The organism is Micromonospora sp. CPCC 205539, assembly GCF_036906815.1.
Taxonomy (GTDB): Bacteria; Actinomycetota; Actinomycetes; order Mycobacteriales; family Micromonosporaceae; genus Micromonospora.
The window spans coordinates 113739-132870 of sequence record NZ_JBAKHW010000008.1; the positions used below are offsets into that span (position 1 = coordinate 113739).

19 protein-coding genes are annotated in these 19132 nt (G+C 72.5%); 6 read left to right on the plus strand and 13 right to left on the minus strand.

The features are described 5' to 3' along the window. Window positions 1-53 precede the first annotated feature (53 nt). From V6V47_RS10040 to V6V47_RS10055, 4 genes are read right to left on the minus strand one after another with little or no spacing between them, the layout of a single operon-like run. Window positions 54-1079 carry a tetratricopeptide repeat protein gene (locus V6V47_RS10040; protein WP_334627818.1) on the minus strand — a complete coding sequence of 342 codons (1026 nt, stop codon included), beginning with the start codon at window positions 1077-1079 and terminating at the stop codon, window positions 54-56. Window positions 1080-1089: 10 nt separating this feature from the next. Then, a complete protein-coding gene (gene ispF / locus V6V47_RS10045) occupies window positions 1090-1575 on the minus strand; it encodes a 2-C-methyl-D-erythritol 2,4-cyclodiphosphate synthase (protein WP_334627948.1) in 486 nt (161 codons plus the stop codon). Window positions 1576-1588: 13 nt separating this feature from the next. Then, a complete protein-coding gene (gene ispD, locus V6V47_RS10050; RefSeq protein ID WP_334627819.1) occupies window positions 1589-2284 on the minus strand; it encodes a 2-C-methyl-D-erythritol 4-phosphate cytidylyltransferase in 696 nt (231 codons plus the stop codon). A 56-nt stretch (window positions 2285-2340) separates the two neighbouring features. Then, window positions 2341-2826: a CarD family transcriptional regulator gene (locus V6V47_RS10055; RefSeq protein ID WP_334483991.1), complete on the minus strand. Its 486-nt coding sequence runs from the start codon at window positions 2824-2826 to the stop codon at window positions 2341-2343. Window positions 2827-3154: 328 nt separating this feature from the next. Here V6V47_RS10055 and V6V47_RS10060 point away from each other — a divergent pair, with 328 nt between their 5' ends. After that, a complete protein-coding gene (locus tag V6V47_RS10060; protein WP_334627820.1) occupies window positions 3155-3850 on the plus strand; it encodes a hypothetical protein in 696 nt (231 codons plus the stop codon). A gap of 14 nt (window positions 3851-3864) precedes the next feature. On the opposite strand, the gene V6V47_RS10065 is transcribed toward V6V47_RS10060, so the two are convergent. The 4 genes from V6V47_RS10065 to V6V47_RS10080 form a co-directional block, all read right to left on the minus strand. Beyond that, complete coding sequence (locus tag V6V47_RS10065; protein WP_334627821.1) at window positions 3865-4521, minus strand: hypothetical protein; 657 nt, start codon at window positions 4519-4521, stop codon at window positions 3865-3867. 31 nt (window positions 4522-4552) lie between these two features. After that, window positions 4553-5602 (minus strand): type III polyketide synthase, encoded by a 1050-nt coding sequence (locus V6V47_RS10070; protein ID WP_334627822.1) that lies wholly within the window; start codon window positions 5600-5602, stop codon window positions 4553-4555. A 94-nt stretch (window positions 5603-5696) separates the two neighbouring features. Next, complete coding sequence (locus V6V47_RS10075) at window positions 5697-6866, minus strand: acyl-CoA dehydrogenase family protein (RefSeq protein ID WP_334627823.1); 1170 nt, start codon at window positions 6864-6866, stop codon at window positions 5697-5699. A 42-nt stretch (window positions 6867-6908) separates the two neighbouring features. Continuing rightward, complete coding sequence (locus tag V6V47_RS10080; RefSeq protein ID WP_334627824.1) at window positions 6909-7682, minus strand: methyltransferase domain-containing protein; 774 nt, start codon at window positions 7680-7682, stop codon at window positions 6909-6911. A 46-nt stretch (window positions 7683-7728) separates the two neighbouring features. Between V6V47_RS10080 and V6V47_RS10085 the strand changes: the two genes are divergently transcribed. From V6V47_RS10085 to disA, 4 genes are all read left to right on the plus strand, one after another. Next, window positions 7729-8568, plus strand: coding sequence for a UbiA family prenyltransferase (locus V6V47_RS10085; protein WP_442934208.1), 840 nt, complete (start codon window positions 7729-7731; stop codon window positions 8566-8568). Window positions 8569-8707: 139 nt separating this feature from the next. Beyond that, window positions 8708-9517, plus strand: coding sequence for a hypothetical protein (locus V6V47_RS10090; RefSeq protein WP_334627826.1), 810 nt, complete (start codon window positions 8708-8710; stop codon window positions 9515-9517). 88 nt (window positions 9518-9605) lie between these two features. Then, complete coding sequence (gene radA / locus V6V47_RS10095) at window positions 9606-11060, plus strand: DNA repair protein RadA (RefSeq protein ID WP_334627827.1); 1455 nt, start codon at window positions 9606-9608, stop codon at window positions 11058-11060. Window positions 11061-11200: 140 nt separating this feature from the next. Beyond that, window positions 11201-12382 carry a DNA integrity scanning diadenylate cyclase DisA gene (gene disA / locus V6V47_RS10100; RefSeq protein ID WP_334627828.1) on the plus strand — a complete coding sequence of 394 codons (1182 nt, stop codon included), beginning with the start codon at window positions 11201-11203 and terminating at the stop codon, window positions 12380-12382. A 6-nt stretch (window positions 12383-12388) separates the two neighbouring features. On the opposite strand, the gene V6V47_RS10105 is transcribed toward disA, so the two are convergent. The 3 genes from V6V47_RS10105 to V6V47_RS10115 form a co-directional block, all read right to left on the minus strand. Continuing rightward, window positions 12389-13105 (minus strand): hypothetical protein, encoded by a 717-nt coding sequence (locus V6V47_RS10105; protein ID WP_334627829.1) that lies wholly within the window; start codon window positions 13103-13105, stop codon window positions 12389-12391. A gap of 103 nt (window positions 13106-13208) precedes the next feature. After that, complete coding sequence (locus V6V47_RS10110; RefSeq protein ID WP_334627949.1) at window positions 13209-13748, minus strand: peptide deformylase; 540 nt, start codon at window positions 13746-13748, stop codon at window positions 13209-13211. A gap of 77 nt (window positions 13749-13825) precedes the next feature. Next, window positions 13826-14338, minus strand: coding sequence for a glycine cleavage system protein R (locus V6V47_RS10115; protein ID WP_334627830.1), 513 nt, complete (start codon window positions 14336-14338; stop codon window positions 13826-13828). A gap of 96 nt (window positions 14339-14434) precedes the next feature. On the opposite strand from V6V47_RS10115, the gene V6V47_RS10120 reads away from it, so the two are divergent. Then, on the plus strand, window positions 14435-15343 hold the full coding sequence (locus V6V47_RS10120; RefSeq protein ID WP_334627831.1) for an A/G-specific adenine glycosylase: 909 nt from the start codon (window positions 14435-14437) through the stop codon (window positions 15341-15343). 271 nt (window positions 15344-15614) lie between these two features. Here V6V47_RS10120 and V6V47_RS10125 read toward each other — a convergent pair whose 3' ends face one another. After that, window positions 15615-18146 carry an ATP-dependent Clp protease ATP-binding subunit gene (locus V6V47_RS10125; RefSeq protein ID WP_121675866.1) on the minus strand — a complete coding sequence of 844 codons (2532 nt, stop codon included), beginning with the start codon at window positions 18144-18146 and terminating at the stop codon, window positions 15615-15617. A gap of 546 nt (window positions 18147-18692) precedes the next feature. Next, window positions 18693-19037, minus strand: a complete 345-nt coding sequence (locus V6V47_RS10130; protein ID WP_334627832.1) for a histone-like nucleoid-structuring protein Lsr2 — start codon at window positions 19035-19037, stop codon at window positions 18693-18695. Between the last annotated feature and the right edge of the window lie 95 nt (window positions 19038-19132).

Sequence of the window (19132 nt, forward strand, 5' to 3'; positions counted from 1 at the left end):
CTAGGTTTCGCCGGAGCCCTGACGTGGGCGAGCTGGGCGAGACTGGTTGGTGGTCAGGTTCGTGCGCGGGTGAAGACCGCGAACTCGGCTACCGCGGTGGCGGCGATGGTCAGCACCAGCGGCCATGGTGAGCCGACCACCGCGTACACCAGCAGCAGCGCCGGCGCGGCGGCCACCGCGTAGATCGCCAGCGCCAGCGACCGGTCCGAGTGCAGCAGGGCGGGCAGGATGGTCCGGGTCAGCCCCGGCAGCCGGGCTGCGAGCTGCCACACCACGATCCCGCCGGTGAGTGCGGCGAGCACCGCGATGATGCGGGAGAGCCCGTCGTTCGCCGAGGCCGCGAATGCCACCAGCACCGCGGCCACCAGCGACCAGCCCGCGCCGTACAGCACCAGGCGGTGCAGGCCGTCGGCGATGGTCCGCCCGGAGTCCATACGGCGTGGGCCGATCGTGGCCGCCTCGGCGAGGTGCTCCAGCGCCAGCGCCCAGCGACGCTGCTCCAGCCGGATCACACCCACGTCCTGCCGGGCCTCGGCGAGGCGCGGATCGAGCCGCAACGCCTCCCCGTAGGCCCGCTCGGCCAGGTCGAACAGCTCCAGCCGGGCGGCGACCAGGCCGAGCACCAGGTGCGCCTGCGGTTCCTCCGGGGCCAGCTCGACCCCACGCCAGGCCGCGTTCAGCGCCGGCTGGCCGTTGCGCGAGTCGGCCAGGATCGCCGCCGCGCTGCGCTGGGCGTACGCGTCGGCCGGGCCGAGCAGGAGGATCCGGTCGGCGGTGGCCGCCGACTCGGGGTAGCGCTCCAGGTCGGCCAGTGCCATGCCCCGGACGACCAGCGGTGCGAGCGCCTCGGGTGCGGCAGCCACGGCCGCATCGGCGGCGGCGAGCGCGTCAGCCGGGGAGCCGCCGGCCAGGTGCACCCGGGCCAGCATCGTGAGGGTGTCCGGGTCGCCTGCCGTCAGGGCGAGCGCGTCGGTCAGCTCGCCGGCCGCCTCGTCGTGGCGGCCGAGTTCGGCGAGAAGTTGGGCCCGCTGGAGGTGGCCGTCGGCGGCGGACCGGTCGGGAGCGGCGTCGCTGGACATCGCGGCGAGCCTAGGCGGCCGGGGCGTCGTACACCAGGGCCACCGCGATGCCGGCCAGCCCTTCGCCCCGGCCGGTGAAGCCGAGCCCGTCGGTGGTCGCGGCGGAGAGGGTGACCGGCGCGCCGACGGCCGCCGAGAGCACCCGCTGGGCCTCCTCGCGGCGTGTGCCGATCTTGGGGCGGTTGCCGACGACCTGCACGGACACGTTGCCGATGGCCAGACCGGCGGCCCGCACCCGGCGGGCCGTCTCGGTCAGCAGGGCAACCCCGGACGCGCCCGACCACTCCGGCTGGTCCACCCCGAAGGCGGAGCCGAGATCGCCGAGACCGGCGGCCGAGAGCAGCGCGTTGCAGGCGGCGTGTGCGGCCACGTCGGCGTCCGAGTGGCCGGCCAGGCCATCCTGGTCGGGCCAGAGCAGGCCGGCCACCCAGCACGGCCGGCCGGGCGCGAACGCATGCACGTCGGTGCCGACGGCCACCCGGGGAACGATCATGATCAGAGGGTACGCGTCAGCCGGCCGTGGTCAGCAGGTGCTCGGCCAGTGCCAGGTCGAACGGACGGGTGATCTTCAGGGCGTACTCCGAGCCGGGCACGCAGGTCACCTCGATGCCCTGCTTCTCGACCAGCCCGGCGTCGTCGGTGAGCGGATCACCGGCTGCCGCATGCGCGGCGATGAGCACGGAGCGGCGGAAACCCTGCGGGGTCTGCACCGCGCGCAGGGCGGACCGGTCGACGGTGCCGAGCACCACCTCGCCGGCGCCGACCTCCTTGATCGTGTCGACGACCGGCAGCACCGGGATCACCGCGGCACGCCCGCCTCGGACCGCCGCCGCGACGGACTCGACCAGCGCCGGTGGGGTGAGCGCCCGAGCGGCGTCGTGCACCAGCACGATCGCCGGGCCGGGCGGCACGGCCGCCAGCGCGGCAGCGACCGACGCCTGCCGCTCCGCGCCGCCGGGCACCACGATCACCGGTGCCACCGGGGCGAGCAGCTCGCGGACGGCCCCCACCTCGGCAGCCGGCGCGGCCACCACGATCGTGTGCACCGAGGGCGCGGCCGCCAGCCGGCGCACGGCGTGCACCAGCAGCGGCTCACCAGCGAGCAGGCGCAGCGCCTTCGGCAGACCGGGGCCGAGTCGTACGCCGGCACCCGCCGCAGGCACGAGGACCGCGACGTCACCGCGCGGGTTGAGCTGCGCGGTCACGTCGCGGTCCTCGGTGGTTTCTTCGCTACGAATCGGGTACGACGATGCTGTGCGGACTAGGCCTCGGTGAGCACCTTGTCGAGCAGCGACTCCGCCTCGTCCTTGGTGCTCTTCTCCGCCAGCGCGACCTCGCCGACGAGAATGTCGCGGGCCTTGGCCAGCATGCGCTTCTCGCCCGCGGAAAGGCCCCGCTCCCGCTCCCGACGCCACAGGTCGCGGACGACCTCGGCGACCTTCAGCGGGTTGCCGGAGGCCAGCTTCTCGAGATTGGCCTTGTAACGCCGCGACCAGTTGGTCGGCTCCTCGGTGTGCGGAGCACGGAGAACGTCGAAGACCTTGCCAAGGCCCTCTTCGCCGACCACCTCACGCACACCCACGATTTCGGCGTTCTCGGCCGGCACCCGGACCGTCAGGTCACCCTGCGCGACTTTCAGGACGAGGTATTGCTTAGGCTCGCCCTTGATGACCCGAGTCTCGATTGCCTCGATGAGTGCGGCCCCGTGGTGGGGGTAAACAACGGTCTCGCCGACACTGAAAACCATAGGTTCGAAACCCCTTTCGCTGTGTCTAGGGTAACACGCTCAGGCACCGATGTCTCACCGATGCCCTGACCGTTGGCGCAGCTCAGGGGCCCTGTGAGAGGTCTTTCTTCAGCTTGACAGGCAGCCAAACCGGTGGTCCGAACACGCTCCGTGACGCATAGATGACTGCCCGATGTGGGTTGCCAGAACGTCGAGATCAAGTGCTATGCGCTCTTCCCATGGTAGCCCGACCGGCGGGACCCCGCCCAGGTGTAGCGGGAGGTGCCCTCGGTAGGGGACGCTGGAGGCCGAGCCACACTCCGCTCTCGAGACGCCGCCAGGGGGTCCCATGGGCAAGCCGGACGCAGAGGGCCACGGTCCGCCCGACGGGCTGCCCGACCTGCCGCCCGAGTGGGGTCGAGTGGTGGTTCCCGATGATGCCTCCGCGCTGGCCGCCGAGGCCGCCCAGATCCGCCGCGAGCTGCGGCGGGCCACCGGCCGAGCGGCAGGCCACCGGGCCCTGGCCCTGCCGCTGCTGGTCCTGCTGGTGGCGGTGCTCACCACGCTGGCCGGCCTGCTCGCGGTCACCTGGCCGCGCACCCAGCGCGGCGCCGACCGTCCGACCCCCGCTCCCTACGCGCCTCCCGCGTCGCTCACCGGGCAGGCGCTGCCCGCGATGGACCTGGTCGACGCGGGCCAGACACCGGTGCCACTGCGCGGTCTGCTCCCCGCGATGATCATTCTGGTGGATGGCTGCACCTGCCCCGACCGGGTCACCGAGGCCGTGGCGGCGGCACCCCCCGGGGTGGCCGTGCTCACCGTCGCGGGCGGGCGGACGGTCGCGGCTACACCGCCGACACCCGGGCGGACCGTCCGCGCCCTGGCCGACCCCACCGGTGGGCTCCGCGCGTTCCTGGGCCAGCCCAGCCGCGCGGACACGGCGACCGCGCTGCTGGTCGACCGAACCGGCACGGTGACCCGGGTGTTAGCCGAGCTGGGGCCCGCCGAGGCGTACCGAAAGGACCTCGCCGCCCTCGCCGCCTGACCGACGGAGCCCGGTCAGGGCAGCGCCACGAGCTGCGCCTCGGCGTCGATCGTCTCCGTGTCTCCCGTCGAGAGGGTCACCACGACCGGCGGGCCGACGGTCCGCACCTCGGCGGCGGCGATCGTGCCGTCGCAGCGGATCCGGGTCGGCCCGGCGAACTCGGCGCCGATGACGTCCACGAACATGGCGCCCGGCCGGGTGCACCGGTACTGCAGGAGGTAACGGGAACCGTTGGCGGCGGCCTGCCGGGTCACGCCATGGGTCGGGGTGAGCCTCGCTCGCTCCCGCCAGACCGTCTGGTTGAACACCGGCAGCCCGCCCGTCGGGTCCGGCTCGAAGAACAGTTCACCCGGCGCGCCGTCGACGGAGGTGAGCATGCCCGTCGCCGGATCGATCGAGACCCCCGGACTGCCCTGCACCTCGGTGATCTCACCCGTCCCGGCGTCCATCCGCACGGTGACCCGGGCATCGGGCGACGCCTCCGCCAGGGAGCGCGCCATGGCGCGCTCCAGTTCGGTGCTGACGGGCGGCCCCACGCTCGGCTCGGCGGTCGGTGGACGAGTCGAAACGGGTGCCTCGGCCCGCCACCACCAGCCGCCGACCACGAGGGCGGCCACGGCCGCGCCGGCCAGCACCGTCGACCGCAGTCGGTGATCCGCCGCCATCTCCATTCGGCGAGGGTACCGGCCGGGTCGCGGCTGTTCAGTCCTGTCGATCGAGCAGGGCGGCGTACAGGGTGAGGCCGGGACCGAACGCCAGCATGAGGATCCGTCGGGGCGCGGGCGTCTCGCGACTCAGCCGGTCCAGGATCAGCAGCACGGTCGGCGACGAGCAGTTGCCGTGCTCGTCGAGCGTCGCCCGGGACGCCGCCAGCGCCTGCGGCGGCAGGGCCAGCTCCCGCTCGACCACGTTGAGGATCCGCGGGCCACCCGGGTGCACCGCCCAACCGTCCACGCCGGAGCCCGTGTCGACGTGCCGCGCGAGCAGGTCGTCGACCAGCCCTCGGACGTGCCGGGACAGCACCTGCGGCACCTTCGGCGACAGCCCCATCCGGAAGCCGGTGTCGGTGACGTCCCAGGTCATGTGATCGGCGGTGGAGGTGTCGGTGACCGAGGTGACCTCGCGTATCGCGTACCCCCGGCCACCCGGCACCACCACGGCGGCGACCGCGGCGTCCGAGAAGAGCGCGTGCGAGACGATCTGCTGGGTGTCCATCCGGGCGCTGGACGGCTGGATGTGCAGGCTGGTCAGCTCCGCGCAGAGCAGCAGCGCCGGACGGCCCCGGGCGGTCACGAAGTCGCTTGCCGCGCCCAGCCCCGGCAGCGCCGCATAGCAGCCCATGTGGCCGACGAACATCCGCTGGGTGTCCGGGGCCATGCCGAGGTCCCGGGCGAGCAGGATGTCCAGGCCCGGAGTCGCGTACCCGGTGCAGGAGCAGACGATGAACATTCCCACGTCACCGGCGCCCAGACCGGCCGCGGTCAGCGCTCGACCAACCGCCTCCTTGCCCAGCGGCAGCGCCTCGACCTGGTACCGGCGCATCCGGCGTTCGGTCGGCCAGTCGGACGCGTCCTCCAACAGCGGGTTGACCGCGGCCTGACGCCGGGTCACCCCCGAGTTGGCGAAGATCCGCTGGGCCAACGCCCTGGTGGTGCCGGAGAAGTGCCGGGAGAAGAAGCCCTCCCACAACTCGTCCTGCAAAGCGGACGGCGGCTGCGCCGCCCCGAGCCCCGCGATCACTGGTACGGACACGATCCCCACCTCTCGTCGGACGCTGTCCTCCCCCGGTCTGTCTTCCCGGCCACGGCGGCCGGGCCTTTCCTGGCGGCGGTCGACCCGCGCCGGCTCACCAACGTGGGGCCGATCCGTCGCGGTCCGGGTCCCCGCCCAGGGCGGCGATGCCGAGCCAGTCGGCACAGACGTCCGAGGTGGCCGGATGCAACGAGCCGCAGCGGGCGTCCCGGTAGAGCCGCTCCAACGGGTGGCCGCGTCGGGTCGCCGAGGTGCCCGCCGCCTCCAGCACCGATGCCGCCACCTCGGCCGCCGTGGTGCCGGCCAGCAGCTTGGCTCGCCACACCCAACGGTTGGTCTCCGCGTCGCCCGGCGCATCGTCCACCCGGCGGGCCGCCTCGGCGACCACCAGTTGGGCCGCCGCCGTCGCCGCGTCCGCCCGCCCCAGCCGGGCCCGCACCGCCGGCAGGCCGGCCAGGTTGCGGGCGTTGAGGTGCTCGGCGGCCGCGCCGATCGCCGCCCGAGCCACCCCCACGTAGACGGCCGCGTAGCTGGCCACCAGCCAGTGCGGCATCAGCTGGGCGACCACCAGGGCCAGCCCCTCCACCCCGCCGAGCAGCCGGTCGGTCGGCACCGTGACGTCCAGGTGCAGGTCGTGCGAGGAGGTCGCGCGCATGCCGAGCGCGTCCCAGGTCGGCTCGACGGTCAGGCCGGCCGGGCTGGCCGGCACCAGGAACTGGGAGACCACCGACTGGTCGGCGGCACTGCGGGCGGCCACCAGGTAGCCGTCGGCGTGCCCCGCGCCGGAGCAGAAGGTCTTGCTGCCCTTGAGGTGCCAGCCCTCGTCGGTCGCCTCGTAGACCGTGCTCAGCTGGGAGAGCCGGGCGCCGGCGCCGCGTTCGCTCATCGCGACCGCGTACCAGGAGCCCTGGGCCGCGGCGGCGAGCAGCCGGTCCCGGGCGGCCAGCGCCTCCGCCGGAACGCCCAGCGCCTCGGCCAGCTCCTGGGTGACCGCCCCCAACGCGCCGGTGACCGAGGCGTGCATGTTGAACACCAGGGCCGTCGCGCCGTTGCCCCGGGCCAACTCGGTGGCGACCGCGGCGTACTCGGCGAAGCTGGCGCCCAGACCCCCCAGCTCCCGGGGCACCATCAACCCGAACAGGCCGGCCTCGCGCAGGTCACGGAAGTCGTCGACCGGGAAGGAGCCGTCCCGGTCGTGCTCCGCGGCCCGCGCGGCGAACCGCGGTGCCAACCGGCGGGCCGCCTCAAGCGCGTGCACCGTCATATTGCCCCCTTCTCGGCGTCCCTTACCCCGGTCGCGGTCCGACTATCCGTTGCGGACACCCCAGCCCTGGTACAACACGGCGGTGGAGCGGGTCGGCACGATGCGCGGGGTGCGGCCGCCGAGCGCCGCGCCGGGCGTACGGGCCGCGCGGGCCCGACGCACCAGCCAGGCCAGCAGGCCACCGACCTGTGGTCGGACGCCCCGCAGCCGCAGCTCGACGCCGTGCCGGGCGCACTCGGCAACCAGGGCCCGGGCGTCCACGAACAACCGTGGATCGTGGATGCCGCGAGGCACCGTCGGCAGGCGCTCGGCGATCCGGACCGCGACCAGCCGGGCCAGCGCCGTGTCGTTCAGGGTGTCCAGCACCAGCCGGCCGCCGGGGCGCAGCAACCGGCACGCCTCGGCCACGACGCGTGGCCAGGCCGGCACATGCTCCAGCAACTCACCGGCGGAGACCACGTCGGCACAGCCGTCGGGGAGCGGGACGGCGGTCGCGTCGGCTTGGAGGACGTGCACCCCGTGCCCGACGGCCTGGACGAGCGCCGAGCGCGTCAGGTCGACCCCGACGTGCCGGTAGCCCTTGCCGGCCAGGTGGGGCGCGAGCAGCCCGGCACCGCAGCCCAGGTCGACCAGGAGCGCGCCGGGACGGGTGGCCGGCGGCACCAGCGCAGCACGTGCCTCGGCCAGCCAGTGCAGCATCGCGAACGCACCATCCGGCCGCCACCACTCACCGGCCAGGTCGTCGTACTGGCGCGGATCGTTGCGCGGCAGCACCCTAGGGCCGGTGGACGCCGGGGCCGCAGCCACGTCTCGCATGGCACCGAGCGTGGCACGACTGCTCGGTAACGACCAGACTTCCCTTATGTCGTCGAGGGTGTTAGGGCTGGTCAGAGCGAGCCATCCGGAACCGGGCGCGGCGGTGACCATCGTGGCCGGTCTGCTGGCCTGGGGAGTGGGGCATCGACCGGCCGGGATCGTCTCGGTGGTGCTCGCCGTGCTGGCCAGCCAACTCGCCGTGGGCTGGACCAACGACGCGCTGGACGCCGAGCGGGATGCCACGGTGGGACGTACCGACAAGCCGGTCGCCGCCGGCGCGGTCGGCCGGCGCACCACGGCCTGGGCTGCGGCGGCGGCCGCGGTGGCCTGCCCGTTGCTGGCGCTGACCACGAACCCCACGGCGGCGTTCTGGCTCACCGTCGCCCTGGTCTCCGCCCTGCTCTACGACTGGCCACTCAAGGCCACCCCGTTCTCGGTGCTCCCGTACGCGATCTCCTTCGGCGCGCTGCCCGCCTTCGTGGTGCTGGCGCTGCCCGGCGAGCCGACCCCGCCGACCTGGCTGCTGGCGGCGGCGGCCTGCCTCGGCGCCGGGGCGCACTTCGCCAACGTGCTGCCCGACCTGGCCGACGACGCCCGGACCGGCGTGCGCGGCCTACCGCACCGGCTGGGCGCGACCGGCAGCCGAGCCGCCGCGGCCGGGCTGCTCCTCGCGGCGACCGCGGCCCTCGTCCTCGGGCCACCCGGGCCGCCGTCGGCCATCGGGCTGGCAGCGGTCGGCACGGCCGCCGTGGTGCCGCTGGTGAGTTGGTACGCGGGGCGCTCCGCGGTCCGGGCCGGTCGACGGCCGGTGGCCGCCTTCCGTGCGGTGCTGCTGGTGGCGCTCATCGACGTGGTCCTGCTGGTGGCGAGCGGTCGGGTGGTGTGACCGCCACCCGGGGGGAGGGCATTACCGGGTCCGCGTGCGGGCCTCGATCAGCCCCAACTACCCTGGAGCGCGGTCTGCGCGGGTATGGCCACCGTGCCCGGCGTGCGGCCGGGTGGGGATCGTGACGAGGAGGACCGACGTGACGCGCTCGATCAGGGGATCCCGGCGGGCGGCCCTGTTGCTGTCCGGGATCGCGGCGGCGACCAGCCTGCTGGCGTCCGGCTGCGGCGCCGGTCAGATCGCCCAGACCGCCGAGAAGGTGCCGTCGGTGCAGGGCGTCAACATCTCGGCCGGCAACGGCGTCTTCGCGGTGCGTGGGCTGCAGGTCCAGTACCCGGGCACCGAGGGCTACAAGGCCGGTCAGGACGCCACCCTCGACGCCGTGATCTACAACGACTCGAAGGAGACGGTGACGGTCACCGTCACCACCGAGAGCGCTCGCGAGGTGGTGATCACCGGAGGTTCGGCGAGCCCGTCGCCGTCCGCCTCGGAGTCGACCTCGACCAGCCCCTCGCCGTCCGACTCGGTCAGCCCGTCGGCCACCGGCTCCGCCAGCCCGTCGGGGCGCCGGTCCACCTCGGCCAGCCCGTCGGTGACCCCGTCCGAGACCGGGTCGTCGTCGGCCACCCCGTCGGCTCCCGAGTCGGCACGGGCGTCCGGATCGGCCAGTCCGTCCACTCCGGGCGAGCCGGCCAAGATCGAGCTGGCCCCGCTGAGCTACCTCCAGCTCAACGAGAAGGCCACCCAGCAGCTCCGGCTCATCGGGCTCAACGAGGCGCTGCGCTCCGGCCAGAACGTCTTCGTGACCTTCGACTTCGGCAACGGCAACACGGCCACCAGCGCGGTGCCGGTCGCGGTGCCGCTCACCCCGGCCGCGCCCGCCTCGCCGATCATCGAGCGCGAGGGTGGCTACGAGGAGGAAGGCTCCAACACCGGCCACGGCGGCTGACCACGAGCACCCCGACATCGACGACGCCCCGGCGTGGTGACCACCACGCCGGGGTGTTTTCGTCGTACGTGAGGACTAGCGTCCTGATGTGACCACCTCCCGATCGACCCCTTCGCGTGCAGCGGCGGGCGGAGCCCGCGGTCGGTCCGCCGCCCGCGAACCACGCCCGGCCTACCAGTGCGACGCCTGCGGCCACCAGCCACCCAAGTGGGTGGGGCGCTGCCCCGAGTGCGGCGAGTGGGGCGCGGTGGTGGAGAGCACCCTGACCGGCCCGACCGTCGCCGGGCGGGTGGTCAGCTCCCGGCTGCCGGCCGAGCCGGCCCGGCCGATCGCCACCATCAGCGCCGCCCCGGCCCGCGCCCGGCCCACCGGGGTGAGCGAGCTCGACCGGGTGCTCGGCGGTGGCCTGGTCCCGGGAGCGGTGGTGCTGCTGGCCGGTGAACCCGGCGTGGGCAAGTCCACCCTCCTGCTTGACGTGGCACAGCAGTGGGCCGCCGGCTCCGGCAGCCCTTCGCTGGTGGTCAGCGGCGAGGAGTCGGTCAGTCAGGTGCGGCTGCGCGCCGAGCGGATGGGCACTCTGCACGACCAGCTCTACCTGGCCGCCGAGAGCGACCTGGGCGCCGTGCTCGGGCACCTCGACGCGGTCAAGCCGGGCCTGCTGGTGCTCGACTCGGTGCAGACCATCTCGACCACCGGCACCGAGGGCGTGCCCGGTGGCGTGACCCAGGTCCGTGCCGTCACCGCCGCGCTGGTCTCGGTGGCCAAGGAGCGGGGCATCGCCACCGTGCTGGTCGGGCACGTCACCAAGGATGGCCAGGTGGCCGGGCCACGGGTGCTGGAGCACCTGGTCGACGTGGTGCTGCACTTCGAGGGCGACAAGCACTCCTCGCTGCGACTGGTCCGCGGTGTCAAGAACCGGTTCGGCGCGGCCGACGAGGTCGGCTGCTTCGAAATGCACGAGGGTGGCATCAGCAGCCTGGCCGACCCGTCCGGCCTCTTCCTGACCCGCTACTCCGAGCCGGTGCCGGGCACCTGCGTGACGGTGGCGATGGAGGGGCGGCGGGCGCTGGTGACCGAGGTGCAGGCGCTGATCGGTGCGACAGTGGCCGGCTCTCCCCGGCGTACCGTCTCGGGCCTCGACTCGGCCCGGCTCGCGATGGTGCTCGCGGTCCTGCAACGCCGCACCGAGCGGCTGACCCTGCACGACCGGGAGGTCTTCGCGGCCACCGTGGGCGGCATCCGCGTGGTGGAGCCGGCCGCCGACCTGGCCGTCGCGCTGGCCGTCGCCTCCGGCGGGCTCAACCTGGCCATCGCACCGCACCTGGTGGCAATCGGCGAGGTGGGGCTGACCGGCGAGGTGCGGCGGGTCGGTGCGGTCCCGCGCCGACTGGCCGAGGCGGCCCGGCTCGGGTTCAAGGTGGCCCTGGTCCCGCCCGGTTGCGGCCCGGCGAGCACCGGTGCCGGCCCCGAGCAGATGCGGGTGACCGAGGTCACCGACGTCCGCTCGGCCCTGCACCATGCGGCCCGTGCGTCCGCCGAGTGACCCACGGTGCCGACGGGACCGCGCCACCGGGGCGATACCGGACAGCCCGCCCCGAGCGGGAAACGGTTGGAGGGCGGCATCGTGACACATCACAGTAACCACGACAGCACCCACCGCACGGCAGTCCGTAGACTGTGCCCGTGCCGATCGACCGCGATACCACCAAGCCTGCCGGCGCGCCGCCTCACGCCCGCACCGCGACCGTGGGCTCGCCGGCCCGCCCGATCAGCGTGAGCGTGGCCGCAGGCGCCGGCGGCGCCGGGGATCCGCTGCGGGCCAACCTCGCGCTGATGGCGCCTGGCACCGCCCTGCGCGACGGGCTGGAGCGCATCCTGCGCGGCCGCACCGGCGCGCTCATCGTGCTGGGCTACGACAAGGTCGTCGAGGGTCTGTGCACCGGCGGCTTCCCGCTGGATGTGGAGTTCTCGGCGACCCGGGTCCGCGAGTTGTGCAAGATGGACGGCGCCGTGGTGCTGTCCAGCGACGGCACCCGGATCGTCCGGGCGGCGGTGCATCTGATGCCCGACCCGTCCATCCCGACCGAGGAGTCCGGCACCCGGCACCGCACCGCCGAGCGGGTGGCCCGGCAGACCGGTTACCCGGTCATCTCGGTCAGCCAGTCGATGCGGATCATCAGCCTCTACGTCAACGGTCAGCGGCACGTGCTCGACGACTCGGCGGCGATCCTGTCCCGCGCCAACCAGGCGCTGGCGACTCTCGAGCGCTACAAGCTCCGGCTGGACGAGGTCTCCGGCACACTGTCCGCCCTGGAGATCGAGGATCTGGTCACCGTGCGCGACGCGGTGGCGGTGGTGCAGCGACTGGAGATGGTCCGGCGGATCGCCGACGAGATCGCCGGCTACGTGGTCGAGCTGGGCACCGACGGTCGCCTGCTCGCCCTGCAGCTCGACGAGCTGATGGCCGGCGTGGACGCCGACCGCACGCTGGTCATCCGGGATTACCTCCCGGTCGGCCGCAAGTCCCGCACCCTGGACGAGGCGCTCGTCGAACTCGACCTGCTCGGCGCGACCGAGCTGATCGATCTGGTGTCGGTGGCCAAGGCGATCGGCTACCCGGCCGCCTCGGACGCGCTGGACGCCGCCGTCAGCCCACGGGGCTTCCGGCTGCTGGCCAAGGTGCCCCGGCTGCCGGTGGCCGTGGTCGACCGCCTGGTGGTGCACTTTGGCAGCCTCCAGCGGCTGCTGGGCGCGACGGTGGAGGATCTGCAGGCCGTCGAGGGTGTGGGCGACGCCCGGGCGCGCGGCGTCCGGGAAGGGCTGTCCCGGCTCGCCGAGGCGTCCATCCTGGAGCGGTACGTCTGATCCGGCTCAGCCGGTGATGGTGAGCTTCACCGACGGGCTCAGCTTGGTGCCCACCCGGGCGAAAACCTGGTATGTCCCGGCCGGCGGATAGGGCCCGGCAGCCAACCCCGTCTTGTCGCACCGGGTGGTGTCCCGCCCGTTCCAGCCCACCTCGTAGGAGCGCTCGAAGTCGGGCGTGAAGGACTGCACGTCCTGGCCCTGCACCTTGCCGCAGGTGTCCGACGACCACACCTTCTCCGCGCCGGACTTGATGAAGATCTCCTGGAGGTCGGCGCCGACGTTCCGGCTGCACGTCCGATCCGAGGTGTTCTTGATCTTGAGCTGAAGGTCCACCATCGCGCCGCGCTGCACCGCCGTGGGCTGCGCCACCGCGATCACGCTGATCTCCGTGTCGGCGCAGGTGCCGTCATCCACCGACCCCGCAGCAGCACCCGGGGGCGGCAGCATGTTGCTGGTGGTCTCGGCGCTCGGGCTCGCGCCATCGGAGTCAGCGGACGCCGACGCTGATGGAGCCCCGGTCTGCGGGGTCAGCACCGGCCCGGCAGGACCGGGCGTGGTGGTGGACGCCGACGGCGACGTCGACCTCGCCTGCGGTTTGCCGCCGGAGCGACTCCCCGTGCACGAGTAGAGCAGGACCATCAGGAACAGAAAACCCACTCCGAGTACGACGACACGACGCCGCCAGTACACGGCGGGTGGCAGGGGGCCGACCGTCAGACGCATGATGCCCTCCACCGTAGCGGCGCTGCACCCGCCAACCGGGCACGACTCGCCGGAACAACCGACCCTCCACTAAGGACCGTGCCGTCGATCGCGGGACGCCCACTCAGAGGTAGACCTTGCGTTGATAGACGGCGTGCGCACCGGCGACCCGGTCCAGGAAGAGCAGCCCCGCACAGTGGTCGATCTCGTGCTGCAACGCCCGCGCCTCGAAGCCGTCGGTCACCAACCGAACCGACGCTCCCGTGCCCGGCAGGTCAGCCTCCACCACCAGCCGGCTGGCACGCTTCACGTCCCCGGTCAGGTCCGGCACCGACATGCACCCCTCCCGGCCCGGTTTCCACCGGGTGGCCTCGACCACCCGGGCATTGCAGAGCACGAACGTCCCATGCACGGTGACCGCCTTCGGATGGCCGGTGACGTCGACGGCGAACACCCGGGCACCCACCCCGATCTGCGGCGCGGCCAGACCGACACAGCCCGGCGAGACCCGCATGGTGGCGACCAGATCGGCGGCCAGCCGGACCGTCTCCGTGGCGGTGGGATCGACCTCGCCGCCGGCCCGGCTCAGCACCGGATTCGGCGCCGACACCACCGACCGCACCGCACCCGGCACGGCCAGCGCCTCCGGCGTCCAGTCACCCAGTCCGGCGTACGCCGCGCCCTGCTCGGCGGCGTACGTCCCGTCGCCCCCGGCGGCGTCCGGGCCACTCCGCTCACCGGTCACAACAGGTCCGGATCTGCCGACCGGAGGGTGACCTCGACGCCCAACTCGGCGGCCGTCCGGTGCAGTCGGTCGGTCAGCGTGTCGGCGACACCGGCCGGCAACTCGACCTCGGCCAGCACCACGTAGAGCGAGCCGGCGAGCCGGGTGCTCAGGTCGGTGACGTTCCCGCCAGCGTCCACCAGCACCCGGGTCATCGCCGCGACGATGCCCATCCGATCCGACCCGTGGACCGCCATCACGTACGGCTCACCGACCGGCGTGACCGCGCCGTCCGGGGTGACCTCGCGTACCGTCGCCAGCAGCTGACCCTCGGCGGCCAGCGGCGTCAGCGCGGCCTCGACCTCGGCGGCGGCCGGACCGGTGCAGATGAGCGTCATGGCGAAGTGCCCCCGCAACCGCGTCATCGTGCTGTCGGTCAGGTTCGCGCCCAGCCGGGCCAGCACCTCGGCGACGTCGGCCACGATGCCCGGCCGGTCCCGACCGATGACGGTGATCGCGAGCTCGTTCATTCCGGCATTCTGCCCGATCTGCCCGGTGCCGCTCTGCCACCCCGCCCGAGGCGCCCAGCCAGCGGGATCGGTCCGCGTGACATCATCGACGACGCGATGACTCAACCTGATTTCGCCACACTGATCAGCCGCTGGTACCAGCAGCACGCCCGTGACCTGCCGTGGCGCGAGCCCGGAGTCACCCCGTGGGCCATCCTGGTCAGCGAGGTCATGCTCCAGCAGACGCCGGTGGTCCGCGTGGTGCCGGCCTGGCAGGCGTGGCTCGCCCGCTGGCCGGACCCGGCCACACTGGCGGCGGACAGCCCCGCTGAGGCGATCCGGATGTGGGGGCGCCTCGGCTACCCCCGCCGGGCGGTACGACTGCGGGAGTGCGCAGTCGCGATCGTGGACCGGCACGGCGGCCACGTGCCGGACCGCCTGGAGCAGCTGCTGGCCCTGCCGGGAGTCGGCACCTACACGGCCCGGGCGGTGGCCGCGTTCGCGTATGGGCAGCGGCACCCCGTGGTCGACACCAACGTACGTCGGGTGGTCTGCCGGGCCGTCGCCGGCGAGCCGGACGCCGGACCGGTCACCCGGCCAGCCGACCTGGTCGCCACCGAGGAGCTGCTGCCGGAGGAGCCGGCCGCCGCGGCCCTGGCCAGCGCCGCGTTCATGGAGTTGGGCGCGGTGATCTGCACGGCCCGGTCGCCCCGGTGCCCGGCCTGCCCGGTCGAGTCGGTCTGCGCGTGGCGGGCCTCCGGGCAGGAGCCGCCGACCGGACCCACCCGTCGCCCACAGCGGTACGCGGGGACCGACCGACAGGTGCGTGGGCTGTTGCTCGGGGTGCTCCGGGAGAGCACCGGGCCGGTCCCGCACCAGCGGCTGGACCAGGTCTGGAGCGACGACGTGCAGCGTGCCCGGGCCCTGGCGGGTCTGGTGCAGGACGGGCTGGTCGAGCCGATCGGAGCCGACTCCTTCCGCCTCGTCGGCGACGGTCCACCCCTGTCCACGCCCAACCTCACCTGACCCTCCCGGCGGCCGGCGCTGATCACCGGCCGGCACTGACGGCGGCCGGCGCTGATCGACTCGGCCTCCCCGATATCGGGGCATCCCGGCGCGGAGACACCGCGACATCGCCGATATCGAGTCGATCATCCGACCGACGCAGGCCGGCCGAGCGGGGGGCGGGGTGATCGCCGCCGAGGGTGCCAGCCGACGCGTCCGATGACGGAGGGACAAGAGGGCGGGGCCCCGATGGCTTGCGCCATCGGGGCCCCGCCTTCGTGCTCTGTCGGCCTTACTCGTCCGCGCCTGCGGCGGCAGTGCCGCCGAGGTCTGCCGGCACGGCGTCCGGAACCTCGACCGGCTTGTCCGCTCCGTGGAAGACGAGCTTGGACTTGTCGATGTCGTTCGGGTCGCCCTCGCAGTCCACCACCACGATCTGACCCGGGGTCAGCTCGTTGAACAGGATCCGCTCGGAGAGGTTGTCCTCGATGTCGCGCTGGATCGTGCGACGCAGGGGACGGGCACCGAGCACCGGGTCGAAGCCCTTGACCGCCAGGTACTTCTTGGCGTTGTCGGTCAGCTCCAGACCCATGTCCTTGTTGCGCAGCTGCGTCTCGATCCGCTGGATCATGATGTCCACGATCGAGAGGATCTCGTTCTGGCGCAGCTGGTGGAAGACGATGGTGTCGTCGATCCGGTTGAGGAACTCAGGCCGGAAGTGCTGCTTGAGCTCGTCGTTGACCTTCTGCTTCATCCGGTCGTAGTTGGACTCGGAGTCCTCCGACGCCTGGAAGCCGAGCGACACCGCCTTGGCGACGTCCCGGGTGCCCAGGTTGGTCGTCAGGATGATGACCGTGTTCTTGAAGTCCACGATCCGGCCCTGACCGTCGGTGAGCCGACCGTCCTCCAGGATCTGGAGCAGCGTGTTGAACACGTCCGGGTGGGCCTTCTCGATCTCGTCGAAGAGGACCACCGAGAACGGCCGACGCCGCACCTTCTCGGTCAGCTGCCCGCCCTCGTCGTAGCCGACGTAGCCGGGAGGGGCACCCACCAGCCGGGAGACCGTGTAGCGGTCGTGGAACTCGGACATGTCGAGCTGGATGAGGGCATCCTCGCTGCCGAAGAGGAACTCGGCGAGCGCCTTGGACAGCTCGGTCTTACCGACGCCGGACGGGCCGGCGAAGATGAACGAGCCCGACGGGCGCTTGGGGTCCTTCAGGCCGGCCCGGGTACGCCGGATCGCCTTCGAGACCGCCTTGACCGCGTCCTCCTGGCCGATGACGCGCTTGTGCAGCTCGTCCTCCATGCGCAGCAGGCGTGAGGTCTCCTCCTCGGTCAGCTTGTAGACCGGGATGCCGGTCCAGTTGCCGAGGACCTCGGCGATCTGCTCGTCGTCAACCTCGCTGACGACGTCCAGGTCACCGGCCTTCCACTCCTTCTCCCGCTGCGCCTTCTGGCCAAGGAGCTGCTTCTCCTTGTCCCGCAGCTGGGCGGCGCGCTCGAAGTCCTGCGCGTCGATCGCGGACTCCTTGTCGCGACGCACCTGGGCGATGCGCTCGTCGAAGTCGCGGAGGTCTGGCGGCGCGGTCATCCGACGGATGCGCATGCGGGCACCGGCCTCGTCGATCAGGTCGATCGCCTTGTCCGGGAGGAAGCGGTCCGAGATGTATCGATCGGCCAGAGTCGCGGCAGCCACCAGGGCGGCGTCCGTGATGCTCACGCGGTGGTGCGCCTCGTAACGGTCACGCAGGCCCTTGAGGATCTCGATGGTGTGCGCCAGCGACGGCTCACCCACCTGGATCGGCTGGAAGCGGCGCTCGAGCGCGGCGTCCTTCTCGAGGTGCTTGCGGTACTCGTCGAGCGTGGTGGCACCGATGGTCTGCAGCTCACCACGGGCCAGCATCGGCTTGAGGATGCTCGCCGCGTCGATCGCGCCCTCGGCGGCACCCGCACCCACCAGGGTGTGGATCTCGTCGATGAACAGGATGATGTCGCCCCGGGTGCGGATCTCCTTGAGCACCTTCTTGAGGCGCTCCTCGAAGTCACCGCGGTAGCGGGAACCGGCAACCAGCGCACCGAGGTCGAGCGTGTAGAGCTGCTTGTCCTTGAGCGTCTCGGGCACCTCGCCCTTGATGATCTTCTGGGAAAGCCCCTCCACCACGGCGGTCTTACCGACGCCGGGCTCACCGATCAGGACCGGGTTGTTCTTGGTACGGCGGGAGAGCACCTGCATGACCCGCTCGATTTCCTTCTCGCGCCCGATGACCGGGTCGAGCTTGCCCTCGCGGGCGGCCTGGGTCAGGTTGCGGCCGAACTGGTCCAGCACGAGGCTGGTCGACGGCGCGGCCTCACCCGGCGCGGCGCCAGCCGCGGCCGGCTCCTTGCCCTGGTAGCCGGAGAGCAGCTGGATCACCTGCTGGCGGACCCGGTTGAGGTCGGCGCCGAGCTTGACCAGCACCTGGGCGGCGACGCCCTCGCCCTCGCGGATCAGACCGAGCAGGATGTGCTCCGTGCCGATGTAGTTGTGGCCGAGCTGCAGCGCCTCGCGCAGGGACAGCTCAAGCACCTTCTTGGCCCGCGGCGTGAACGGGATATGCCCGCTCGGCGCCTGCTGGCCCTGGCCGATGATCTCCTCGACCTGCTGGCGGACGCCCTCCAGGGAGATGCCGAGGCTCTCCAGGGCCTTTGCCGCGACGCCTTCACCTTCGTGGATCAGGCCCAGCAGGATGTGTTCCGTACCGATGTAGTTGTGGTTGAGCATCCGGGCCTCTTCTTGGGCCAGGACGACAACCCGTCGCGCTCGGTCGGTGAACCGCTCGAACATGCCCTCGTGCTCCTCACGTGCCGTGCGCCTTGATGGTCAAGATCTTGGCGGGGCCGGTGCACGAACGTCCGGGACGGGCGTCCGTGCCTCCTTACTCTATCGTCGCTGACCGACTCAGCTGAGGTCGTGTGTCTCGGGTGCGGGTCGGTTCCACGTCGTTTTGCACAACCGTCCGCGCTCAGGAGGTGTTCCGGTACCCCTGTCGCTACGCGCAGAGCGAAATCCGACGAGCGCCACAGAGGCCCTATCCGGGCTCCTGAGGGCTCCAGGAGGCTCTCCAGGGGCGGGCCGGCGCTGACGCAGGGGTCGCCGCCCGATCCACGGGAGGTATTCCACAGGCTGTGGAAAACTCCTCCACTGGTTGTGGATAACGCCCGTCGGGCCGGAAAGCTTCCCCGCCCCGTCCGAGGCCCCGGGACCCCCGTCGAACCGGCCCCGTCGAACGGCCCTCCGAACACGGCGACGCCGGCCCGGAGAGTCCTCCGGCCCGGCGTCGGTGTCGCCCTGCGGTGGCTTCTGGCCACCAGTTGCTGACGGATCAGCCGCTCAGCGCTTGGCGTGGTACTCGTCGACGATCTCCTGCGGGATGCGACCCCGGTCCGAGATGTCCTTACCGGCCTTCTTGGCCCACACCCGGATCGCCTTGTTCTGCTCACGGTCGGCGGTCGCGCCGCCCCGACCGCGGGCAGCCCGGCCGCCGATCACGACGCCACCCCGACCCACCTTGGTGCCGGCGCCCACGTACGGCGAAAATACGTCGCGCAATTTCGCGGCGTTGGAACTCGACAGGTCGATCTCGTACTGAACGCCGTCGAGGGCGAACTTGACAGTCTCGTCAGCGTCCCCGCCGTCCAGGTCATCGACCAGCTTGTGAATGATCTGCTTGGCCACGTCCCACATTCCTTTCGAGCAGGGTCCTCCTGCTAACGAGAGCACAATAACCCCTGCGCCGCTCGTCCAGTCAATAGGATGCGGTAAAGAGCTCG